Below are 22290 nucleotides of genomic sequence, written 5' to 3'. Positions count from 1 at the left end.
CTTGAGGGAAGGGTAGGCCTCCGCAGCCGCACGCAATGACTTCCGCTGCGAATCATTCCCCATCGCCGAAATTCTCGGGCGTTTCATTGCTCAACTTGAACGCGCTGGCGCGTTCCCCTTCAATGGGTCGAACCTCGCACGTCAAACCGCAGGCCAGACAAGGATTCTGCGCAGCAAGTGCCGCGGCTTCGGCCAGGCTGCCAGCCAGGAAGAACCAGTAGCCGCCCACGACCTCCTTGGCTTCGGCAAAGGGGCCATCAACCACGCCGTGTCTTGTTACGATTTTCACCTCGCGCGCGAGCCGCTGTCCCGCTTTCATCGTCCCTTCGCTGACGAGTCGATCGTGCCAGATGTAGAAGTCGTCAATCGCCGCCTGTATTTCCTTGGGCGATCTGTCTTTGTCCCACTGCCCGCGGGAGATGACGAGGTACTCCGATAGCGAGGTCGTGTCGGTCATGGACTCTCCCGATGATGCCACTCGTTCATCCTCAAGGTTCTTGAAGCCGAATGCTGGAGTAAAGCGGCGGCGAAGCCGTCAGCCTTGAACGAGTTGCTAGGTGCCACTACTACTAGCAGCGACGGCTTTGCGCCACCTAGCGAAGTAGAGGCCTAGCGGTACAAGTAACGCCCAAAAGAATGGTGCAACAATGGCTTCAACAAGGAAGTTATTTAGCAGGAACCAACCTGCGCCCATGATCTTCAGAACCTCATGCGCAGGTGCGAACCATACGGTGAGTATGGAGCCTAGTATTTTCAACGCAATGTCTACCTTGGTCCCCGCAGTTGACGTTGGGCTGTCCATAGCAAAGGAGCCCATGAACACCACGCCGCCCGTAACCCCGACGAGAGCAATGCTAAAGCCGATTAGCACTACCACTGCGAGGAAGTATGTTGACAGAGCTGTCCTGGTTTTCATGACCCCTAACGCTAGAGTTAAGCGGCGGCGAAGCCGTCCGCCTTGAACGAAATGTTAGGCCTTACCGGGCCCATTGATACTGCTATTTTTTGAAAATAAGAACGCCGCATTTCCACATCATGGCTTGTGTAATGGCACCGCCAAGAGACGTTGCCATTTCGCCATAGTGGTCAATGTAATCATTTACTGTCCCTACGATCCAGTCAGTGTCTCGGTCGCGCAAGCAGGACGTGAGCTTCTTGGCAGCGCGGGAACCCGTTTTTTCAGTGTTGACGAATACCAACGCGGCGGTGATGGCATTGTATGAGGCATCCACTATTTGGCGCTGTTGGTTCGGCGGCAAGGTCTGGAACTCGCGCACTTGCAAAGAGTCGCCGTATGACGGCAGCGAGAGGAAAAACGCCGAAATTGCGAGAGCCAATTTCAAATTGCGCATAGCTGCTCCGTTCTGCCTAACGCTGGAGTTAAGCGGCGCCGGAGGCGTCCGCCTTGAACGAGATGTTAGGCCTGCGACGCGATAAGCTCATGGCAAGCCTTGATCCTGAGATCAGTAATCGTTACCGCAATTGAGCCAGATTCGGCCAAAAATACAATATCAAAAAAAACACTGCGCCCATGCTGCACGAAACAATCGAAAACCAGAATAAAATTGGGTTCTCTGATCTTTCAATTCTTCTGTACCACACAATTGTGCTGCCAGTTATGACTCCATTTATAACGAAGTACACGAACCCACCGGCAAACAGCAAGCTCACCCAAGCTTGATTTAATGTACTAGTTGCCAGCACACATTGTCCCCTCTTGCTGATGCGCGTCTGACTGACCCCGATGAGCAGGCCTAACGCTGGAGTTAAGCGGCGGCGAAGCCGTCCGCCTTGAACGAGTTGTTAGAGCATATTGCCAAATCGATTGGTAATCATGAAGTTGCTTTGAGCAACCGCTTTAGCTCTGATTCTGTGACTCCGGGCGCATCCTCAGCCAGCCAGTGCTCAAACTTTTCTTTGTGAGAAAAATGGTGCATGTGGCCTTCGATGACATGATCTTTTTGCGTACCGAACTTGCATACGAAGACTAGGTGATTGCGGGCTGCGGCTACCAATTTGATGTGCGTAAGAGGAGGCGGATCTGCTTTTGGCGCTCTTGCGGCTTTGTCGGTGTACGGAGACGAGCCGAACAAGAGGTCACGTAGTTCTGGCGCGTGGCCTTGATTCAGAAGTGCTCGAATAATCTCGGCCTTTGCCATGATGAGCTCTAACGCTTGAGTTAAGCGGCGGCGTAGCCGTCCGCCTTGAACGAGTAGTTAGACCCCTTGCGAGGGCCTACCACGGAGATTTAAGCCAATAGAAGCAGTGCGGACAATAGTCGATGTCTAGGGGTGATGCCCGCTCGAATGGACTGACTGGAGTTTGGGAGCAGTGGGGGCAGACCAAGCTGACTCTCTCTGCGGCGCGAGCGATCATGAGGGCAAGAAAGAAAACAAGGAACAGGGCAACAATATAGATGTTTTGCAGATAGACGCCGGCAGCTATACAGGCCAACGCTGCCAAGCCGATGGAGGGCTGCACAAGTTTGTATCGCTTGCGATACGTCGATGTCGCTTGTGCCCAAGCGGCAATTACTTGTGGATCATTTACGGCTCGAATCGGCATTGGCTCTAACGCTGGAGTTAAGCGGCGGCGTAGCCGTCCGCCTTGAACGAAATGTTAGACCGCATGCGCGCGGTGCCATGCTTGCGAGTCTTTGACGAACTGACCCTTGAACGCGTCGTCCACGAACGCGCGTGCAGGAACGATTAGAGCATTGCCCGTAGTGCTGGTGATTACCACAGAGTCTCTTGCTTCTTGAACCGATGCAATCTCCGCCCAGCGTCGTGAGCCAGATTTGTTGCCAATTTTGGTTGACCAGCCATCCGGCCCGACAAGAAGAGTGCGTTCTTTGCTCTTGAACATGACTTGCGGCCACAGAGCAAAGAAGAGCGTTACAGCTGGCAAAGCACCAAAGAAGTACAGCACGTAGGAGCGGATTGCAGGAGGAACACCAAGTATGTCGGGCAGCACAAACGCGAGTACAGCGGCGACAAGCAGATGCACGCGCCAAAGACGCGCTCTCCAAGCGTCCCAGTAAAAGCGCCAGACTTCGGATCGAGATGAGCGATAGCTAAGGGAGTAGTTCATGCGGTCTAACGCTAGAGTTAAGCGGCGGCGTAGCCGTCCGCCTTGAACGAATTGTTAGCCCTCGACGATGTCCTTGACCCAGAATCGAATCGGACCAACAAGGCGCTGAATTGCTTGGTAAGTTACATGCACAGCTGCCTTGCGTTGGCACAACGACTCATATTTTCCCCGCTCCGAGTTGTTTGGATTGAGCCTCAAATAAGGCGCGCTAGGCGCATCCAAAGTGATGCCCAGGAAAAACTGACTGTTGTTGCTCCGGCTCAGGTTTTCGAAGTTGCACTGAACGATGTGCCCGTGTGCAAAAAGGCTGCCTTGCAACTCGGGCGGCGGGTCGCGTTTGATATTGATGATAGATAGCACGGCGATCAAGCAGACTGCTCCAATTAACGCCGGGCTCTTCCATGTAAGTGCGGCCATCTTCTTCCAAGGGCTAACGCTGGAGTTAAGCGGCGCGCGGCTTTTCGCGCGTCCGCTTGGACGACTTGTTAGCTGCTGCTCTCGCGGATTTGGCGCTGTAGAAGGTCGTCTGCAGGCTTCTGCACACGATAGTACCAACACCTGAACCCGAAAAAAGCGAGCTGCAACCCACCCAGCATGAAGATAGCCGCTGCAGCGACGTAGAGCCACAAGCGTTGAATAAGATGTTTAAGGTGTTCGAAATTTCCCTGTTGCCTTACGTTGATAAGCGCAAGCTGACGGCTCTGCTTTTTAACTGCGTTGATAGTGGTACCTGCTGTAGTACTTCTAGCTCGCAACGATGGTAAATCTGCTGCACGAGGGTTCGCCTCCGCTGCAGTGGTGTCCTTTTGTAAAGTCTCGAGATCGGAGTTGACGCGGTGAAAGTCCTCCTGAAGGTCAGCAATTTGTAACGACAGAATTTGTTCTTCGGTTCTGACTTGATCCAAATTATTTTGAGTATCGAAGAGCTTTTGAACTGGAAACGTCGCGCCAAACAGCAGCAATACTACGCCTGACACCGCGCAAAATTTGTAGAGATTGTCTGTTGGTATCGAGGGTAGGTTCATAAGCAGCTAACGCTTAGTAGATTTCAAAATGCAGTGTAATCCTGCGACCTATCCCCGTGCAGTCGATGCTTTCGTTGCGTTACGGCCTACATGAATCAATGGCTTGCTCTGCTTGGTGCGGCCTAATCCTGCAGCCTAATCTCAACTTTCCGAAGGCGAGTGGAGATGCCGGTGTCATCCTTTCATGGGGCGGAGCATGGAGCAAGCGAAACGGGGTCGGGTTCGCCGAAGTTGCTGGATCGCGTGCGGGAGAGGATGCGCAGGCTCGGCATGGCCAGGCGCAGCGAAGAAGCCTATGTGGGATGGATACGCCGGTTCATTCTCGGTAATGACAAACGGCATCCGTCGGAGATGGGTGCGCCGGAGATCGAGGCGTTCCTGACCTCGTTGGCCGTGCACGGGAAGGTCTCGGCATCGACCCAGAATCAGGCCCTGTCGGCATTGTTGTTTCTGTATCGACAGGTGCTGGAAGTGGAGCTGCCCTGGCTCGATGGCGTTGAGCGGGCGAAAAGGCCACAGCGTTTGCCGGTGGTATTGACGCCTGTCGAAACGAGGGCATTGCTGGATGAGCTGGTGGGTGTGCACTGGTTGATGGGCAGTTTGTTGTACGGCACCGGCATGCGCCTGATGGAGTGCGTGAGGCTGCGGGTAAAGGATGTGGATTTTGCCCGCGGCGAGATATTGGTGCGCCAAGGCAAGGGAGCGAAGGATCGCCGCACGATGCTTCCGCGCCGGCTGGTCGAGCCGTTGCAGGCCCAGTTGGCCGAGGCGGCAAGAATTCACCAGCGCGACGTGGCCGCCGGTTTCGGGCGGGTCTGGATGCCTGACGCGTTGGCGCGCAAGTTTCCTGGTGCCGCCGGCGACTGGGGCTGGCAGTACGTGTTTCCCGCGTCCGTTCGCAGTTGCGACCCGCACAGCGGCATCGAGCGTCGCCATCATCTGGATGAGTCGTCGCTGCAGCGCGCGATCAAGGCAGCGTGCCGCCGCGCCGGCATCGTGAAGCCGGCTACCTGCCACACCTTGCGACATTCCTTTGCCACCCACTTGCTGGAGGCCGGGCAGGACATCCGCACCATCCAGGAACTGCTCGGCCACAAGGACGTCGCCACCACCCAGATCTACACGCATGTACTCAATCGTGGTGGCCACGGTGTGTTGAGTCCGCTGGATCGCTGAGCTGCGGGCTGGCGGAGCACGCCATTCGTCGGCAGGTGTCAGTTTCCCCGTGGCCAGTTGAGTTCCACGCTGTGCTCCGCCCCGTCGTCGGTCAGCGGAATGAGGCCGTCCGTCTGCGCCACGCCATCCAGCCACACCGTGCCCAGCGTGCCGGCGTCGCTTTGCCGCACGTGGATCCGGTACAGCGTGTCACGGTGGCGATAGTCCATGGTGAAGCCCTCCCATTCCTCCGGCAGCACTGGTGCGAAGCGCAGCCTGCCGGCTTCCAGCCGCAGGCCGAGCAGTGATTCGACGATGAGCCGGTACATCCAGCCGGCAGAGCCGGTGTACCAGCTCCAGCCGCCGCGGCCGGTGTGCGGCGCGACCGCGTAGACGTCGGCGCTGACCACATAGGGTTCGACCTTGTAGACGTCCATCTCGGTGGGATCACCTCCGGTGACGGGGCCACCGCCGGTGGTAATGGCGTCGTCGCTGCCGTGGCTGACCGGATTGATCATGCGCAGCAGCTCCCACGCGCGCGTGCTGTCACCGAGTTCGGCAAACGCCATCGTGGCCCAGATCGCGGCATGCGTGTATTGCCCGCCGTTCTCGCGCACGCCGGGCACGTAGCCCTTGATGTAACCGGGGTCGAGCGCGGACTTGTCGAACGGCGGATCGAGCAACTGCACCAGGCCGGCATCGCGGCGCACCAGATGCTGGTCGAGCGACTCCATCGCCTGCTGGCGTCGCTCGGGTGCAGCCATGCCGGACAGCACCGACCAGCTCTGCGCGATGGAGTCGATGCGGCATTCGTCGTTGCCATTCGAGCCCAGCGGCGTGCCGTCGTCGAAATACGCGCGGCGGTACCAGGCACCGTCCCAGCCGTGCTGTTCCAGTGCGCTGCGCAGCTTGGCGACCTCGTCCTCGCAGCGCAGCGCGAAGGCTTCGTCGTCGTGCAGCCGGGCCACCGCGGCGAAGCGCGTCAGTACCTCGCAGCTGAAGAAGCCCAGCCACACGCTTTCGCCGCGGCCATGCTCGCCGACCCGGTTCATGCCGTCGTTCCAGTCGCCGCCGCCGATCAGCGGGAGACCGTGTGCGCCGCGCGGCAGGCTGTGCTCGATCGCACGCACGCAGTGTCGGTACAGCGTCTCGCGCAGGCCGGCATGTTGCGGCAGGTCGTAATAGGACTCCTCGCCCGGATGCAGGGTGCGGCCTTCGAGGTAGCCGATGCGTTCCTCCAGCACGCTGCGGTCGGCGGTGGCGAGCACGTAGCGACTGGCGGCCAGTGGCAGCCACAGGTAATCGTCGGAGCAGGTGGTGCGCACGCCGCGATCCAGCGGCGGATGCCACCAGTGCTGCACGTCGCCTTCGATGAACTGATGCGCCGCGCACAGCAGCAACTGGCGACGTGCCAGTTCGGGAGCCGCATGCAGCACCGCCATCGAGTCCTGCAGCTGGTCGCGAAAGCCGAACGCGCCGCCGGACTGGTAATAGCCGCTGCGCGCCCACAGCCGGCAGCCGATGGTCTGGTACAGCAGCCAGCCGTTGGCGAGCACGTCGAGCGCGGGATCGGGTGTATGGACCTGGACCGCGCCGAGCGTGCGCTCCCAGTGCGCGCGCACCGCGGCCAGCGCGGCGGCCGCGGTGCCGTTGCCACGGAAGCGCTGCACCAGCGCGGCGGCATCGGTGGCATCGCGGCCCAGGCCGAGGCGGAAGATCAGCTGCCGCTGCTCGCCGTCGTCCAGCGTCACGTTCGACTGCAGCGCCGCGCAGGGGTCGAGTCCGGCGCCGAGACGGCCGGACAGATTGGCGCGCCCGAGTGCCGCCGGTGCGTCCATGCCGCCATTGCGGCCGAGGAATTCGCTGCGGTCGCCGTCGATGCCGCGTGCCGGATCGTCCACGTCGAAAAAGGCCACACGATTCGGAAACTCGGTGTTGTAGGCGTTGCGTGCGAACAACGCGCCGCTGGCCGGGTCCGATTCGGTCACCACATGCATCGCGGTGCGCTCGCGCAAGTCGCCCAGCAACCATTCGACGTAGCCGGTGGCGCTGAGCCGACGCGTCTGGCCGGAGTCGTTGCGCAGCTTCAGCATCGAGAATTTCACCGAGGCGTCCAGCGCCACATAGACCCACAGCTCGGAATGGATGCCGCCCTCGCTGTGCTCGAACACGCTGTAGCCGAAGCCATGACGGGTCACGTATTCGCCGCTGCCGCGCGCGGGCAGCGGCGTCGGCGACCACACCTGGCCGGTTTCCTCGTCACGCAGGTACAGCGCCTCGCCGCTGGCATCGCCGACCGGGTCGTTGTGCCACGGGGTCAGCCGGAACTCGTGGGCGTTCTCGGCCCAGGTATAGGCACTCCCGCTCTCGGAGATCACCGTGCCGAAGTGCGGGTTGGCCAGCACGTTGGCCCACGGCGCCGGTGTGGCGTTGCCGTCAACGAGGGTGATGACGTATTCGCGGCCATCGGCGCTGAACCCCCCGTAGGGGTTGGCCAGTTGCAGCGTGGAAGCCCTTGGAATTTCTGCCGCGGCGACCCCGATGCGTTTTGGCCGGCTCGGCTCGAAACGCGGCGCACGTGTTTCCACCCGGCGCCGGGCGATCTGCTCGGCCAGGCTGCCGCGGTTGTCGACCAGGATGATGCGTGCGCTCGCCAGTACCACCAGCCGGTCCTCACTGGACAGCTGCTGCGCCGGACGCACGAAGATGCCACCGGGATGATCGAGCAGGCTGGCCCCGCTGCCGGAGGCGATCAGGCCCATGATCGCGTCCTGCAGTTCCTGCCGGTAGCCGGCGCGATCCTCGTTCCAGATCAGCAGATCGACCGCCAGCCCTTTCTGCCGCCAGTACGCATGCGCCTGCACCAGCTGGCGCACCAGTTCGATCCGCGCGGGATCGGCGATCTGCAGCAGCACGATCGGCAGGTCGCCGGAAATCGCCTGCCCCCACAGACCCGACTGGCCGCGCCGGTTGCCGCGCAGGATCGCCGGTTCGGCGCGCAGGTTCGCGTTCGGGTAGATGATCGCGGTAGCCATGTGCTCGTACAGCTGCGCATCGGCGAGACTGGCATTGAGCTGGCGCAGCAGCACCTGGCTGTGGGTCCAGGCGAGGTCGAACACGCGATCGGCCAGATGGCGATCGCGGTACTTGCCGATCAGCTGCATGCAGCCGTCGCGGCTGTCGGCCATGCCGGTGACGAAATCGATGGTGGCCGATTGCTCCGGTTCCAGCGTGATGCGGCAGCGGATCGCCAGCACCGGGTCGAGTACCGAACCGGCGCTGTTCGACAGTTGAACCTGCTCGCGATCGAGCATACGCGGTTGCGCCGTGCTGCGGCCGCGGCCGATGAAGCGGGCACGATCGGTTTCGTAGGAGATCGCATCGATGTCGGCATCGTGCACGGCCAGCAAGTGGCACATCCACGGCACGTGCTCGTCGGCGGCACGCGGTCGTCGCGTGCACACGATCGCCTGCAGCGCCGGTACCAGCTCGGTCTGCACGAACAGCTTGCTGAAGGCCGGGTGCAGCGTGTCGGCCAGCGCCGGCGCCAGCACCACCTCGGCGTAGCTGGTCAGCTCGATCGTGCGCCGCGTGCGGCTGCGGTTGGTGATGCGGGTGCGGCGCAGCTCGATGTCGTCTTCCGGTGACACCACGATCTCGGTGTGCGCATCGAACTCGCGTTCGCGCACGCGGAATTCGGCGCGCGCGTCGGAAAAGATCGCCTCGAACAGCTCGGTCTTCTTCACGGTCGGCTGGTAGGCGGTGGACCAGTACTCTCCGCTGGCGACGTCGCGCAGGTAACAGAACATGCCCCAGTAGTCGCGCGTGATGTCCTCGCGCCAGCGCGTCAGCGCCAGTTCGCCGCAGCGGCTGTAGCCGCCGCCGGCACTGCTCAGCATCACGTGGTAATGGCCGTTCGACAGCAGCTGCACGGCTGGCCGCGCCCGGTCCGGATCGGCGAACACGCGCAGGCGTGCCTCGGTCGTGCGCGACGGGTCGTCCACGTCGGGGAAGCCGGAAGCATGCAGATATTCCGCGGCGGTCCGCGGCACGCGTTCCTGCAGCAGCAGGCTGGTGGCCTGGAACTGCGGATCGGACTCGAAGCGCCGCTGCATCGGCCGGTCCAGCAGCGCGTAGGCGAGCGCGAGCAGGCTCATGCCCTGGTGGTGCGCCATGAACGAACGCACCAGGGCTGCGTCCTGCCCCAGCGGCAGTCGCGCCGGTGTGTAGTCGATCGCCTCGTACAGACCGAAACGTCCCAGCGCACCGACCTCGACCAGCCGCTGCAGGTTCCGCGTCGCCGCTGCGGGATCCACCATCATCGCCATCACGCTGGCGTAAGGCGCGATCACCACATCGTCGCCCAGCCCGCGCTTGAGGCCCAGGCCGGGCACGCCGAATGCACGGTATTGATAGGTGAAATGCGCATCCAGCGTGTTGTAGCCGGACTCGGATACGCCCCATGGCAGGTTCAACTGGTTGCCGTATTCGATCTGCCGTGCCACCGCCGCCCGACAGGTCTGGTCGAGCAGCGTGCCTTCGTGGCTCGGCATCACCAGCATCGGCATCAGGTATTCGAACATCGAGCCGGTCCACGACAGCAGCACCGGTTCGCCGCCGGTGGTGGTCAACAGACGCCCCAGCGAAAACCAGTTGTCCTGCGGCAACTGGCCTTGCGCAATTGCCACGAAGCTGGCCAGCCGCGCCTCCGATGCCAGCAGGTCGTAATAGCTCGCATCGAGCCGGCGCTGATCGACGTTGTAGCCGATCGCCAGCAGGTCGCGCGTGCTGTCGTACAGGAAGCGGTAATCCATCAGCGCCAGTTCGCCGGCCTGCTGGGCCAGCCGCTCGATCAGCGCGATGCGTTCGAGTGCACGGCCACGCAGGGCATCGGCACCGGCCTCGGCGGCCCAGCACAGTGGTTCGATCCGGGCGAGCTGGTGCAGCGTCGGGATGCCGCTGAAACCACCGTCGTCGTCGATGGGTGGGTCGAGGCGGAAGGTGGTCGTCTCGTCGACCAGGTCGCTGCATTGTTCCAGCAGCGCGTCGAGCCAGAACTCCGCATCGCTGCCCGATTCGACGACGAGGGCCTGCGCCAGTGCATGGGCGTGGTCGAGTTGCCGCTGCAGCAGGTCCACTGCCGCACTGGTTATGGGCGGTGGCGTCGCCAGTGCGCTTTCGAGTTCCTGTTGCATCGGCTTCAGCGCCGCCGCGCTGGTGCTGTCGAGTGCATCGTGCAGGACGTTCAGTGTGTCGAGCAGGCCTTGCAGCACGCGTGGCGGGAATACCGGTTCGTCGAGCAGTGCCAGCAGGCCCGGTCGCAGGGTCAGCAGGTGGCCGGCCAGGTTGCCGCTGTCCACGGCCGAGATGTACAGCGGCGCGAGTGGTTGCAGGCTCAGCGTGTCGTACCAGTTGTAGAAGTGGCCGCGATGACGCGGCAGTTGCTGCATCGTCGCCAGCGTCTGCCGGCTGCGTTCGAGCAGGCGGCCGGCGCTGAGGAAACCGAAGTCGTAGCCGGCCAGGTTAGCCAGCAGCGCCATGCCGATGTTCGTCGGCGAGGTACGGTGCGCGATCACCGGTCCCGGCTGCTCCTGCAGGTTGTCCGGCGGCAGCCAGTGGTCGGCGGGGCCGACCTGGCTGTCGAAGAACGCCCAGGTGCGGCGCGCAAGCATGTGCAGGAAGCGCAACTGGGCCGTGCTCGGTGCAAACGTGGAAGGCCGGCGCGGCTGGCTGATCCACCAGGCGATCCACGGCGAGAGCAGCCAAAGCAGCAGCAGCGGCGCAGCCAGCACCAGCACCAGCGGACGCTGCCACGCCAGCGCCACGGCCAGCACCACCGCCAGCAGCGGGCCGATCCACATCAACCGCCACAGTGCCGCCGGCGCGTTGCTGCTGCGTCGTGCGACCTCGCTGGAGGTTTGCCACTGCAGCAGTCGGCGATGGCTGACCGCCATGCGCCACAACGTGCGCATGATCGCATCGAGGCTGTATTGCACTTCGTGTGGCAGCCACGCCAGCGCCAGCGCCATGCGGGCCAGATGCTGGCCGCCGGCGCGCGAGGCGGCGCGCAGGTGCTGGTCGAGCTGGACGTCCTGCGGTTTCTGCGCGAGATCGAGCAAGGCCGCCAGCAGCGGTGGCACCAGCACCATCGCCAGTACCGCCAGCGTCCACGAGAACACCGGCGACAGCAGCAGCCAGCCGGTGACCAGCAGCGCCAGCAGCGACGCCGGAACCAGGCTGCGGCGCAGGTTGTCGAGGATCTTCCAGCGCGACAGCGCGGTGAGTGCGTTGCGGCGCCAGCCATCGTGCGCGGTCGGCGCCCATGGCAGCAGCCACGGCAGCAGTTGCCAGTCGCCGCGGATCCAGCGATGCCGGCGCTTCACGTCGGCGTTGTAGCGGGCCGGATATTCCTCGTACAACTGCACGTCGCTGAGCAGGCCCGAACGCGCATGACAACCCTCGACCAGGTCGTGGCTGAGGATGCGGTTCTCCGGGAAGCGGCCGTCCAGCGTGCGCTCGAACGCATCGATGGCATAGATGCCCTTGCCGATGAACGAGCCTTCGTGGAACACGTCCTGATAGACGTCCGACACCATCTGCGTATACGGATCGATGCCGGCGTCGCTGCCGTAGAGCTGCGCGTAGCGCGAACGCGCAGTGCTGGGCAGGCTGATGCCCACGCGCGGCTGCAGGATCGCGTAGCCGCTGACCACGCGTTGCTGTTCGGTGTCGTAAACCGCGCGGTTGAGCGGATGATCGATGGTGCCGACGAATTCATGGGCGCAGTCGCGCGGCAGCTCGGTGTCGGTATCCAGCGTGATGACGTACTGCACCGTTGGCAGTGCCGCGACGTCGCCCACGATCAGCATGAAGCGGTCGTGTGCGTTGCCACGAAGTAGCGCGTTGAGGTCGGCCAGTTTGCCGCGCTTGCGCTCGTGGCCCATCCAGCATTGTTCGGCCGCGTTCCATCGGCGTGGCCGGTGGAACAGGAAAAAGCGATCGCCGGCGCTGCCGGCATGGCGCTCGTTGAGTGCCTCGATGCGTCGCCGTGCCAGCCGCAGCAGGGCGGCATCCTCCGGCAGCGTCTCGCGATCTGCATCGGCAAAATCGGTGAGCAGGGCGAAATGCAGTTGCGCGTCCTGGTTGCCGAGAAAGCGGACCTCCAGCGACTCGACCAGATCCTCGACATCCTGCGCGTCGGTGAGCAGGCTGGGAATTGCCACCAGGGTGCACGCGCTGGCCGGGATGCCGTCCGAATAATCCATGCGTGGCAGCTGCTGCGGCGCAATCGTCAGCGTGGCCAGCCAGTTGAGCAGGCTCAGCCCCAGCTGGCTGGCGAGGATCACGGCCGGCACCGCGATCGCGAACAGCGCCCACAGCGGCAATCGGTTATGCGCAGCGGCAACCACCAGCGGTTGCGCAAACGCGAACGTGAGCAGCGCCAGCAGGCCCAGGTAGATCGGCAGCGGCGCCTTGTCGAAACCGCGACGCAGCGTTTCGGCCACGGTCGGGCGAATGCCGAGATGCTGCTCCAGTGCACGGCGCCCGCGATCGATCAGGTAGTAACCCACGTGCTGCGAGAGCGCCGGCAGGACTGCGTTCGTCGCGGCAACCTGACACAGCTCGAGTGTAGCCTCGGCCACCTGCGGCTCGGTCAGCCGGTGTTTGCGCGCGATCGATTCCACCACATGGCGGTAGCGGTCGCGGGTGGCGAAATCCATCGCGGCGTAGACGCCGGCGGGGTCTTCGCGCAGTTGCTGGTCGACGACGCTGTTGTGCTCGACGAAGTCGCGCCAGTCGATTGCCGACAACAGGCGCAGGCTGCCGATGCTGTTGCTGATCGAGACCTGGTTGGCCGCCTGCTGCTGCGCTTCCAGCTGCAGCAGGTGCTCGATGCTCTGGCCGGACTCGGCGAGGCGCTGCTCGATCCAGCTCAACGGCAGTGCCAGTGCCGGGCTCTGTCCCTGCAGGCGGCGTGCCATCTCGGCGACGAACGGACCGTTCATCGGCGGATTCGAGCGTGCCATGTCGGCGACCACCAGCACCACGCTGTTCGGGTCGCGCTCGGCGGTGGCGGTCATCGCGTCGGCCCAGCGCACCGCCTTGCCGCGATAGCGCCAGTCCGCCATCACTCGCGCCGCGACCCGGCGCAGGTTTTCGATCAGCGCCAGCCGCAGCATGATCGGGATCGCCCACAGCTCGCCCAGCCTGAGTGGCGTCACTTCCTGATAGGCGGCGAGGAAGCGGCTGAGGTTGGCGGTGTCGACCCGGCCATCGCCGTGCGAAATGATTTCCAGCGCAAGGTCGTACACGCGCGGAAGCCCGGTCGAAGGGCCGCTGCCCAGTCGTGGCAGCTCTCGGCTGTAGCCCTTCGGCAGATGGCGACGGGCGATCCGGATCTGTTCCTCGACCAGGTAGAAGTTGTCCAGCAACCACTCGCCGGCCGGGGTGATCCGGCGCTTGCGCCGGGTGGCGCTGGTGAGCCGTTCGCAGGTATGGGTCAGCACGGCCTCGTTGTCGGCCAGGCGGCTCAGCAGCAGATCCGCATTGGCGCGCTCGCTCAGCCGATGCTGGCCGGCCAGCAGCCGGCCATGCTGTTCCATCTGCTCGGCGCTGAACAGCTCCGAGCGCAGTGCCGGTTCCTGCTCCGGTTTTGTACGTGCGGCCACGCGGCGCCGACGTAGCGCACGCAGCTGTCGCAACTTGAGAAGGTCGAGGATGCCGCCGTTGTTCAAGATCAGGTTTTCCTGGGTGGCCGGGTCATCTGCCGGTGTCCCGGCTGTGCGATGGCCCTCGATGGGGACGGTCACGGCGAGCGACCGCCATCGGTTCCGCCCCACCCTACGCGTCGGCGTGTGAAGATCGCGCACGCTACGATGAGCTCTCGTCTTCACTTGCCGGAGTCGTTCCGTGTCCCTGCTGATCCGTGCCGCCAGCCTCACCGACCTGCCCGAGTTGCTTGCCTGGAATGCGGCGATGGCGTGGGAAACCGAGCAGAAGCGACTTGATTCCGCCGTGCTGGAGCGTGGTGTCCGCGGTGTGTTCGAACAGCCGCGGCGTGGCTTCTATCTGGTCGCCGAACGCGAGGGCACGGCGGTCGGCAGCCTGCTGGTGACGTACGAGTGGAGTGACTGGCGCTGCGGTGATTTCTGGTGGATCCAGAGCGTTTACGTGTCACCGGGGGCACGTCGTGGCGGCGTGTTCCGTGCGTTGTATGCGGACGTCGCGCAGCGTGCCGTGGAGGCCGCTGCCGTGGGTCTGCGGTTGTATGTGGAAACCGGGAACCGGCACGCGCAGGCGACCTATGAAGGGCTCGGCATGCAGCGCTGCCACTACTGGATGTACGAAAGCCTGCTCAAGGCGTCGGCGTAGTCCGCGCCAGCAGCTGCTGGAATTCCGCGGCCGGCATCGGCATTCCATACAGGAAACCCTGCAGCTGCGAACAACCGGCTTCGCGCAGGAACACGCCCTGCTCCGGTGTCTCCACGCCTTCGGCGATTACATCCTTGCCGAGGCTGCGTGCCATCGCGATGATCGCGCGGGTGATCGTGGCGGTATCGCGGTCGGTGGTGATGTCGCGCACGAACACGCGATCGATCTTCAATGCGTCGATCGGGAAATGTTTCAGATAGGACAGGCTGCAATAGCCGGTACCGAAATCGTCCAGCGACAGCCGCACGCCACGCTGCTGGATCCGTCGCAGCAGGCCGGCGGTTGCCTCGCCGCCGGACATCACCATGCGCTCGGTCAGCTCCAGCTCGAGCAGGCGCCCGTCGAGCCCGCTCTCGGCCAGCACGTCGTCGAGCCAGGTGTAGAAGTCCGCATGCTGGAACTGCATCGGCGACACGTTCACCGAAACCGGCAGGACGCATCCACGCTGCTGCCACAGCCGCGCCTGCCGGCAGGCCTGGCGCAGCACCCAGGCACCGATCGGCAGGATCAGTCCGCTGTCCTCGGCGACCGGTATGAACTGGTCCGGCGTGTGCAGCTCCTGCCCGTTCACATGCCAGCGCAGCAGGGCCTCGGCCCCGATCACCCGGCCGCTGCCGGCATCCACCTTGGGCTGGTAATACAGGCTCAGCTCGTGGCGCGACAGCGCCTGGCGCAGGGCCGTCTGGATCCGTCGCCGCGCCTGCGCCCGTTCACTCATCGATGCGGTGAAGAAACGGTAGCCGTGCTGGCCTTGCGCCTTGGCGGCGACCAGGGCGGTTTCCGCGTGTTGCAGCAGGTTTTCCGGTTCGTCGGCATCGTCCGGGTACACGCTGATGCCGATGCTGATGCGCAGGGACAGATCCACGAGGTCGTCGACGCGGGTCTGTTCGGCCTGGTTGATCAGGGTCTGGGCGAGGCTGGCTGCCTCGCCGACGCTGTCCAGATGCGGCAGCACCAGCACGAACTCGTCGCCGCCGTAGCGGCTGAGCAATTCGTCGCCGGGCAGGCAGCGCTGGATCTGTGCAGTGAGCGCGCGCAGCACCCGGTCGCCCGCGGCGTGACCATGTTGCTCGTTGATCTGCTTGAAGTTGTCGATGTCGATATGCAGCAGTGCGGCACGTTGCTGGCGCTTGTTCGCGGTGACCAGTGCCTGGCCGATGTGCTCGTGCAGCTGGCTGCGGTTGGGCAGGCCGGTGAGTGTGTCGTGCTGGGTCAGGTGGATCATCTTGAGCGCCAGCGAGCGGTTCTCGCTGACGTCATGGAACACCAGCACGCCGCCGATCACGTTGCCGGCATGGTCGTGGATCGGCGCGGAGGAGTCCTCCACCGGCGTGTCGAAGCCATGCCGGTGCCGCAGCAGGGTGCGGCCGGCGAGATCGACGATGGAGTTGTTCCCGATCGCGGCACGCAGCGGGTTGGCGACGAGCTGGCCCTGCGGCGCATCGAACAGCTGGAAGATCTCCTCGACCGGCCGACCCCTCGCCTCGCCATGGGTCCAGCCGGTCATCGCCTCGGCGATCGGGTTGAGCGAGGTGATGCGCAGTTGCGGGTCGGTGGTGATCACCGCGTCGCCGATCGAGCGCAGGGTCACCTCGGCAAGTTCGCGTTCGCGATGCAGCGCGTCCTCGAACGCCTTGCGCTGGGTGATGTCCTGGATCTGCACGACGAAATAGCGCGGGCTGCCGTCATCGTCGCGCACCAGCGACACGCTGAGCTGCGCATGGACCAGGGTGCCGTTCTTGTGGAAATAGCGCTTCTCCAGATGGCACGATTCCAGCTCGCCATCCAGCATCTGCACGTGCAGCACATCGCTGGTCGCGACATCGTCGGGGTGGGTGATATCGCGCGTCGTGCGTGACAGGAACTCGTCTTCGCGGTAGCCGAGCATCGTGCACAGTGCGGCGTTGACCCGCATCCAGCGCGAGTCCGGTGCAACCAGTGCCATGCCGATCGCGGCGTGCTGGAAGGCGCCGAAGAAGCGCTGTTCGCTCTCATGCAGCCGCAGTTCCAGCGTGCGCCGCTCGGTGATGTCGACCAGCGCGGTGAAGATGCCGCAGACCCTCCCCGCGGCATCGAAATCCGGCTGGAAGTTGCCGTGTGCGTAGCGGCGTTCGCTGCCGTTGTACAACTCGCCCTCATAGCTGGCCGTATGGCCGGCATAGGCCCGCTCCAGCGCCGCGTTGGCCAGTTGATGGTTGCGCTTGCCGACCACGTCGATCAGGCGCCGGCCGAGCAGGGTCTGCGGATCGATGCCGAGCCAGCCCAGATGCGCCTCGTTGGCGTAGACAAAGCGCTGTTCGCTGTCGAGATAGGCCAGCAACGCAGGTGCCCCGCGCAGGATCCGCGCAGGCCAGTCCGACCCGTCGAGCAGCGATGGCAACACCTCGGCAGACTTGGGCGGCCGCATGGTCATTCCGTCAGCTGGCGTGCGCCCCCTGTGGCGCCGCACCATCATGCGCCCAGATTCCACCGCGGCACAAATGCCGCGACCGGGTGATTTCAGTGGATGACCGTTGCCGGGGCGCCGAGCTGGCCGCGTTCGTCCAGCATGATCCGGCCCAGGGCATGCAGCTCGGCGGCGCTGCCGTAGCGCTCGCTCAGCAGCGCGATCAGCGGCCCCAGCGTCTGCGGCTGCAGCGGATAGGCATGCGCCAGCACGCGGGCGCCACCCACCGCACCGTGTCTGGTCCCGTTGGGCTGGGCCACGCTGATCGCGACCACGCCAAGGCCGGGCGCCTCGTGTGCGAACAGCGACGGGGCGGCATGGGCGGGATCGACTGCCTGCAGGGTTTCCAGCAGATACCCGCTGCCGGCTTCGACTTGCTGTCCGGTCGTTGCCTGCAGTCGCAACGGCAGCCGGTGTGCATCGAGCAGCGCGGCGTGCTGGCGCAGTTCGAACACGATGCCGGCAAAATCGTGGGCGCGCTGCGAAGCATCAGCCGTTTGCACGGACAGCCATTGCGTCGGCGATTGCACTTCCACCTTGCCGTCGGCGTAGTGCATGGCCAGACCGCGGGCGCTGAGCGTGGATTCGTTCCGCCAGGGCGTCAGCAATGCGGCCTCCAGCAGGGTCCACAGCGACGCCAGATTGACGTGCTCGTACTGCACGCAGGTCAGCGCCAGCAGATCGTTGCGGCTGAGGTAGCGCACGTGCTCCAGCCGGATGCCGAGCGTGCGCATCAGCCAGTCGGCCGTACGCACACCGGCCTCGCCGCGGCCGACCAGCTGGATCTCCAGTTGTTGCGACAGCTCGTCGGCCAGCTCGGCCGGGACCAGCAGGCTCATCGGCAGCAGCCGCATCGGGCCATCGGCGAAGACCGCCGAGGGTTCCAGTGGTTGCGCCGGCATGTGGCCGTCGTGGCTGCCAAACGCGACCACGTTGTCCAGCTGGCCACGCGGTACGCGCCGTGCCAGTTCGTCCAGCGTCGCCCACACCGGAAAACCCGGCCGCAGCAATTCGACCGGGTCGAACAGCGCGCCGGTCAGCGCCAGCCGCGCGGCATCGATCCCGGGCACCAGTGCATGCAGGTCGATGGCAATCAGTTCAGCCAGCTCGGCGGCCTCGTCGCGGCTCAAGGTCATGCGCGAAGGTGTTTCGCCGGCGACCGGTTCCAGCGCCAGCAGCACAGGCAGGGCGATCAGCGTTTGCACTTCCACAGGCAGCAGTTCCGCAGGCAAAGAGAATCAATTCTACCAGCGCTGGCCAACCGGGCCGTCGCGACCGTGCTGAACGGTTTGATTCACGTGCGCGTGTTTTGGGCTTTCGCCGCGCTGCATGGCGGGTTAGCCTTGAGGGACTTGAGTTGTGGACTGTTTCGAGCATGGAAAACACGCAGAGGCGCGTCGGGGTGATCGGTGGCGTACGCATCCCGTTCTGCCGCAACAACACCGCGTATGCCGATGTCGGAAATTTCGGCATGTCGGTAAAGGTGCTGGGTGCGCTGGTCGAGCGATTCGGCCTGCACGGCGTGGAGCTGGGCGAAGTGGCGATGGGTGCGGTGATCAAGCACTCGTCAGACTGGAACCTGGCGCGCGAGGCGCTGCTGAGTTCCGGGCTGGCGCCGACCACGCCGGGCATCACCACCGCACGTGCCTGTGGTACCTCGCTCGACAACACGATCATCATCGCCAACAAGATCGCCGCCGGGCAGATCGAGGCCGGCATCGCCGGCGGCTCGGATACCACCTCCGACGTGCCGATCGTTTACGGCGCGCGTCTGCGCAAGCGCCTGCTGGCGATGAACCGTGCCAAGACGCCGCTGGACAAGCTGAAGACGGCGCTGCGCGGGTTCTCCTTCCGCGAACTGAAGCCTTCGTTCCCTGGCGTGGCCGAGCCGCGCACCGGCAAGTCGATGGGCGACCACTGCGAGCAGATGGCTAAGGAGTGGCAGATCACCCGCGAGGCGCAGGATCAGCTCGCGCTGGACAGTCATCACAAGCTGGCTGCCGCGTATGCCGACGGTTTCTTCGACGAGCTGCTGGTGTCCTTCCGCGGCCTCAAGCGCGACGGCTTCCTGCGTCCCGACTCCACCATGGAGAAGCTGGCCTCGCTGAAACCCGCGTTCGACAAGACCTCGGGTCACGGCACGCTGACCGCCGGCAATTCCACCGGCCTGTCTGATGGCGCCGCCGCCGTGCTGCTGGCCAGCGACGAGTGGGCGGAGCAGCGCGGCCTGAAGATCCAGGCGTATCTGCGCGATGCGGAAGTCGCGGCGGTGGATTTCGTGCACGGCGAAGGCCTGCTGATGGCACCCACGGTCGCCGTGCCGCGCATGCTGGCGCGCCAGGGCCTGACCCTGCAGGATTTTGATTACTACGAGATCCACGAGGCGTTTGCGGCGCAGGTGCTCTGCACGCTGCGTGCCTGGGAATCGGCTGACTATTGCAAGAACCGGCTCGGCCTCGATGCGCCACTCGGTTCGATCGACCCGGCCAAGCTCAACGTGCACGGCTCCAGTCTCGCGGTGGGGCATCCGTTTGCCGCCACCGGCGCACGAATCGTCGCCACCTTGGCCCGGATGCTGGAACAGAAAGGCTCCGGTCGCGGCCTGATCTCGATCTGCACCGCCGGTGGCATGGGCGTCACCGCGATCCTCGAACGGCCGTAGCGCATCATCCCGGCATGTTGCGCCTGCGTACCACTACCGGCCTGAGCGTGCTTGCACTGACGATTGGAATCGTGGGTACCGGTTGGCTCAGCACGTTGACCGGTGACTGGCGCGGACCGCCACTGCACCATGCCGTCACGCATCGCGTTGCCTCGGCCGCGCACCCTGCCCCGTCGGCATCACGACTGCGGCATCGCGTGGTCGGCATGGTGCAGGTGTATCGCGCGGAAGCGGACGGTTTCCGCGGCATCGCCGAAGCGCAAGCCGCATCGCCTGCCGCACCGGAACTGGTGCCGCTGGCGATGCCCGATGATTCCACCCAGCGATGGGATGTGTTGCGTGGACATCTCGATGGCCGCGTGGTCGTGCACGTCGATATCGACGGCAACGGCCGCGTCGATGCGGCCAGTCTCGTCGAATCCAGCGGTGACCCGGTGCTCGACGCGCATGCACTGCGCAGCGTGCGCGGCTGGCGTTTCGCCGTGCCGGCCGGTCATCCCGCCGGGATCAGCGGCGATCTGCCGATGCGCTTTTCCTCGCGAGCCTAGGGATGCCCTGATCCATTCTGCGCAGGCGTCACAGTATTCCCCTCACGCCCGCGCCGAACGCCGTGATGAATCGCGTGATGATCAGCTTGGGCGACAGCGCCACGTCGGGGAAATCACCGACCGGCTGGTAGCAGGCGTAGAAGCCCGGATCGTTGGCCCGCATCGGTTGGCAGCCTGGGTTGAGTTCGTAACTAGTGGCATAGCGGAGCGGCCACAGGTCGAACAGCGGCAGGCTTTCGGAGACGCTGCCGATGGCCTGGTTGATGTCGGTGAGCACCGGCACCGCCGATTGTCGCGGTGCAATCACCCAGGCGTTTTCCGGCTGGGTGTCGCGCAGGATGCTCTGGCGCAACTGGTCGGCGAAAGTGTGATCGTAGACGATCACGCCCGCTTCGGTGTTGTAGTGGTCCGAGCGCGGATCGAAGTTGTGCGAGCCGACCATCGCGAAATCGTCGTCGATCACGATCGATTTCGCATGCAGGCCGAAGCGGCGTCCTTCGCTGAGCAGCGGGGCCGGCCGGTTGCCGCTGCCGCGGCTGCCGAGCAGGTGCAGCCGCGTGCGTTTGGCACTGGCCGGGCTGGCGGTTTCCGGTGGCAGCGTCGACGCGTCGGTACCGAGATTGGCCAGGTCGTAGTCCACCGCCGGGCCCGGCGGGTGCGGCTTCAGTTCGTGGATCTCGAAGCCGAAGGTTTTCAGGTAGCGCTTGCGGTGCTTGTACGACATCGCATACACGGCAAATGCATCGGTCGAGGCCAGCGAGTTGGTGGAGACGATGATCCGTGGTGGTTCGGCACCGCGATGCAACCGCTTGAAGATGCGCTGCGCGCGATGGCTCATTACCAGATACGGGGTCTGCAGCAACACTTCGCGTCGGGCGCTGCCAATCATTTCCATGATGTGGCGTGTGAACGCCTGCACGCGTTTCTTGTCCGGCTTGTCGGTCTTCGCGGGCAGGTCGCTGAAGTACTCGACGTTGCCGACCTGCAGGGTCGGCTCGACCAGCCATGCCTGCAGCCACGCAGCGTCCTCCGCCACCTGCAGCAGCTGGGCGACGCGTTGCGGCCGGCGGTAATGTGGTGGCGGCCAGCTGCCCGGGGCGTTGTCGGCCAGCACGCGCCGGTTGACGTCGCGCAGGTGGGTCAGCGGCACCGCACGCTTGTGCTGCCAGAACAGCTCGAAGCTGGCGGCCATCTGCCGTGCCGCCGGTCCGCCGACCATCACGTCGCGGTCGACGTAGTCGAAACTGTCGTCCCAGTTGAAGTAGCGGTCCTGGTAATTGCGCCCGCCGGTGATGCCGATGCTGTCGTCAATCAGCATCAGCTTGTTGTGCATGCGCTGGTTGAATTGCATGAAGCAGCACAGCAGGCCGGCGGCAAACTCCACCGGTTCCGTGCGTGCCTTGTGGAAGGTCGGGTTGTACAGCCGCACCTGCAGGTTGGGGCTGACCCGCGCCAGCCGGTCGAGCAGGGTCGGGTCATTGAACGAGAACAGCTGGTCGGCCAGGATGCGCACCTGCACGCCGCGCCGCGCCGCCTGCACCAGTTCGTCCAGCACCAGCTGACCGGTGTCGTCCTGATCCCAGATGTAGGTCTGCACGTCGATCGAATGCCGCGCGGCGCGGATCAGGTTGATGCGTGCCGCCAGTGCCGGTTCGCTGTCGTCGAGCAGGGTCACCACATGCACCGGCTGCGCCGGCGTGGATGCGGCGAGCGCCCGTGCCGCGGCATCCAGCAGCGGCGAAGGCTGTGCGCAATGATCGGCGCGCGTGCAGCTCAGGTCCCGGTCGGTGGTGGCCGCGATCACCGCATCGGCGCGCCGGATCTGCGCCCGCGACAGTGTGCAGCCGGGCAGCAGTGCTGCGGCAAACAGGCTGAACAACACGATCCGGGCGATTGGAAACGAAAGCATGCGCCCATGATACGGGGACGCAC

General features: G+C 64.3%; 14 protein-coding genes. 4 read left to right on the top strand and 10 right to left on the bottom strand.

Features of this window, described 5'->3' with window-relative positions:
- Nucleotides 1–52 precede the first annotated feature (52 nt).
- From B0E50_RS04225 to B0E50_RS04200, 6 genes are all read right to left on the bottom strand, one after another.
- Nucleotides 53–457, bottom strand: a complete 405-nt coding sequence (locus tag B0E50_RS04225) for a YciI family protein (RefSeq protein ID WP_077439943.1) — start codon at nucleotides 455–457, stop codon at nucleotides 53–55.
- 541 nt (nucleotides 458–998) lie between these two features.
- A complete protein-coding gene (locus B0E50_RS04215; RefSeq protein ID WP_077439941.1) occupies nucleotides 999–1352 on the bottom strand; it encodes a hypothetical protein in 354 nt (117 codons plus the stop codon).
- Nucleotides 1353–1832: 480 nt separating this feature from the next.
- Complete coding sequence (locus tag B0E50_RS17855; RefSeq protein WP_139350747.1) at nucleotides 1833–2159, bottom strand: hypothetical protein; 327 nt, start codon at nucleotides 2157–2159, stop codon at nucleotides 1833–1835.
- Between the two features lie 460 nt (nucleotides 2160–2619).
- Nucleotides 2620–3090 carry a YcxB family protein gene (locus B0E50_RS04210; RefSeq protein WP_139350746.1) on the bottom strand — a complete coding sequence of 157 codons (471 nt, stop codon included), beginning with the start codon at nucleotides 3088–3090 and terminating at the stop codon, nucleotides 2620–2622.
- Nucleotides 3091–3144: 54 nt separating this feature from the next.
- Complete coding sequence (locus B0E50_RS04205; protein ID WP_139350745.1) at nucleotides 3145–3507, bottom strand: hypothetical protein; 363 nt, start codon at nucleotides 3505–3507, stop codon at nucleotides 3145–3147.
- 68 nt (nucleotides 3508–3575) lie between these two features.
- On the bottom strand, nucleotides 3576–4115 hold the full coding sequence (locus B0E50_RS04200; RefSeq protein ID WP_077439938.1) for a hypothetical protein: 540 nt from the start codon (nucleotides 4113–4115) through the stop codon (nucleotides 3576–3578).
- A gap of 165 nt (nucleotides 4116–4280) precedes the next feature.
- Between B0E50_RS04200 and B0E50_RS04195 the strand changes: the two genes are divergently transcribed.
- Nucleotides 4281–5291: an integron integrase gene (locus tag B0E50_RS04195; protein WP_077439937.1), complete on the top strand. Its 1011-nt coding sequence runs from the start codon at nucleotides 4281–4283 to the stop codon at nucleotides 5289–5291.
- 38 nt (nucleotides 5292–5329) lie between these two features.
- Here the strand turns inward: B0E50_RS04195 and B0E50_RS04190 are convergent, their stop codons facing one another.
- The gene (locus B0E50_RS04190; protein ID WP_077440011.1) at nucleotides 5330–14005 is read right to left on the bottom strand and encodes a glycoside hydrolase family 94 protein; all 8676 of its coding nucleotides are present in this window, start codon (nucleotides 14003–14005) and stop codon (nucleotides 5330–5332) included.
- A gap of 175 nt (nucleotides 14006–14180) precedes the next feature.
- Between B0E50_RS04190 and B0E50_RS04185 the strand changes: the two genes are divergently transcribed.
- Nucleotides 14181–14642: a GNAT family N-acetyltransferase gene (locus B0E50_RS04185; RefSeq protein ID WP_077439936.1), complete on the top strand. Its 462-nt coding sequence runs from the start codon at nucleotides 14181–14183 to the stop codon at nucleotides 14640–14642.
- Here B0E50_RS04185 and B0E50_RS04180 read toward each other — a convergent pair.
- Nucleotides 14626–17109, bottom strand: a complete 2484-nt coding sequence (locus B0E50_RS04180; RefSeq protein WP_077440010.1) for a GGDEF and EAL domain-containing protein — start codon at nucleotides 17107–17109, stop codon at nucleotides 14626–14628. The genes B0E50_RS04185 and B0E50_RS04180 overlap by 17 nt on opposite strands.
- A 92-nt stretch (nucleotides 17110–17201) precedes the next feature.
- Nucleotides 17202–18359 carry a hypothetical protein gene (locus B0E50_RS04175; protein WP_077440009.1) on the bottom strand — a complete coding sequence of 386 codons (1158 nt, stop codon included), beginning with the start codon at nucleotides 18357–18359 and terminating at the stop codon, nucleotides 17202–17204.
- A gap of 164 nt (nucleotides 18360–18523) precedes the next feature.
- Here B0E50_RS04175 and B0E50_RS04170 point away from each other — a divergent pair, with 164 nt between their 5' ends.
- Together B0E50_RS04170 and B0E50_RS04165 are read left to right on the top strand one after the other, a co-directional pair.
- Nucleotides 18524–19810 (top strand): acetyl-CoA C-acetyltransferase, encoded by a 1287-nt coding sequence (locus B0E50_RS04170; protein ID WP_077439935.1) that lies wholly within the window; start codon nucleotides 18524–18526, stop codon nucleotides 19808–19810.
- Between the two features lie 14 nt (nucleotides 19811–19824).
- Nucleotides 19825–20358 (top strand): energy transducer TonB, encoded by a 534-nt coding sequence (locus B0E50_RS04165; protein WP_077439934.1) that lies wholly within the window; start codon nucleotides 19825–19827, stop codon nucleotides 20356–20358.
- A 28-nt stretch (nucleotides 20359–20386) separates the two neighbouring features.
- Here the strand turns inward: B0E50_RS04165 and B0E50_RS04160 are convergent, their stop codons facing one another.
- Nucleotides 20387–22267: a phospholipase D family protein gene (locus B0E50_RS04160; RefSeq protein WP_077439933.1), complete on the bottom strand. Its 1881-nt coding sequence runs from the start codon at nucleotides 22265–22267 to the stop codon at nucleotides 20387–20389.
- Nucleotides 22268–22290 lie beyond the last annotated feature (23 nt).

Source organism: Rhodanobacter sp. C01 (assembly GCF_002001045.1).
Classification (GTDB): Bacteria; Pseudomonadota; Gammaproteobacteria; order Xanthomonadales; family Rhodanobacteraceae; genus Rhodanobacter.
Note: the sequence above shows the minus strand (reverse complement) of the source record. Positions and strands in the feature narration are given on the sequence as shown.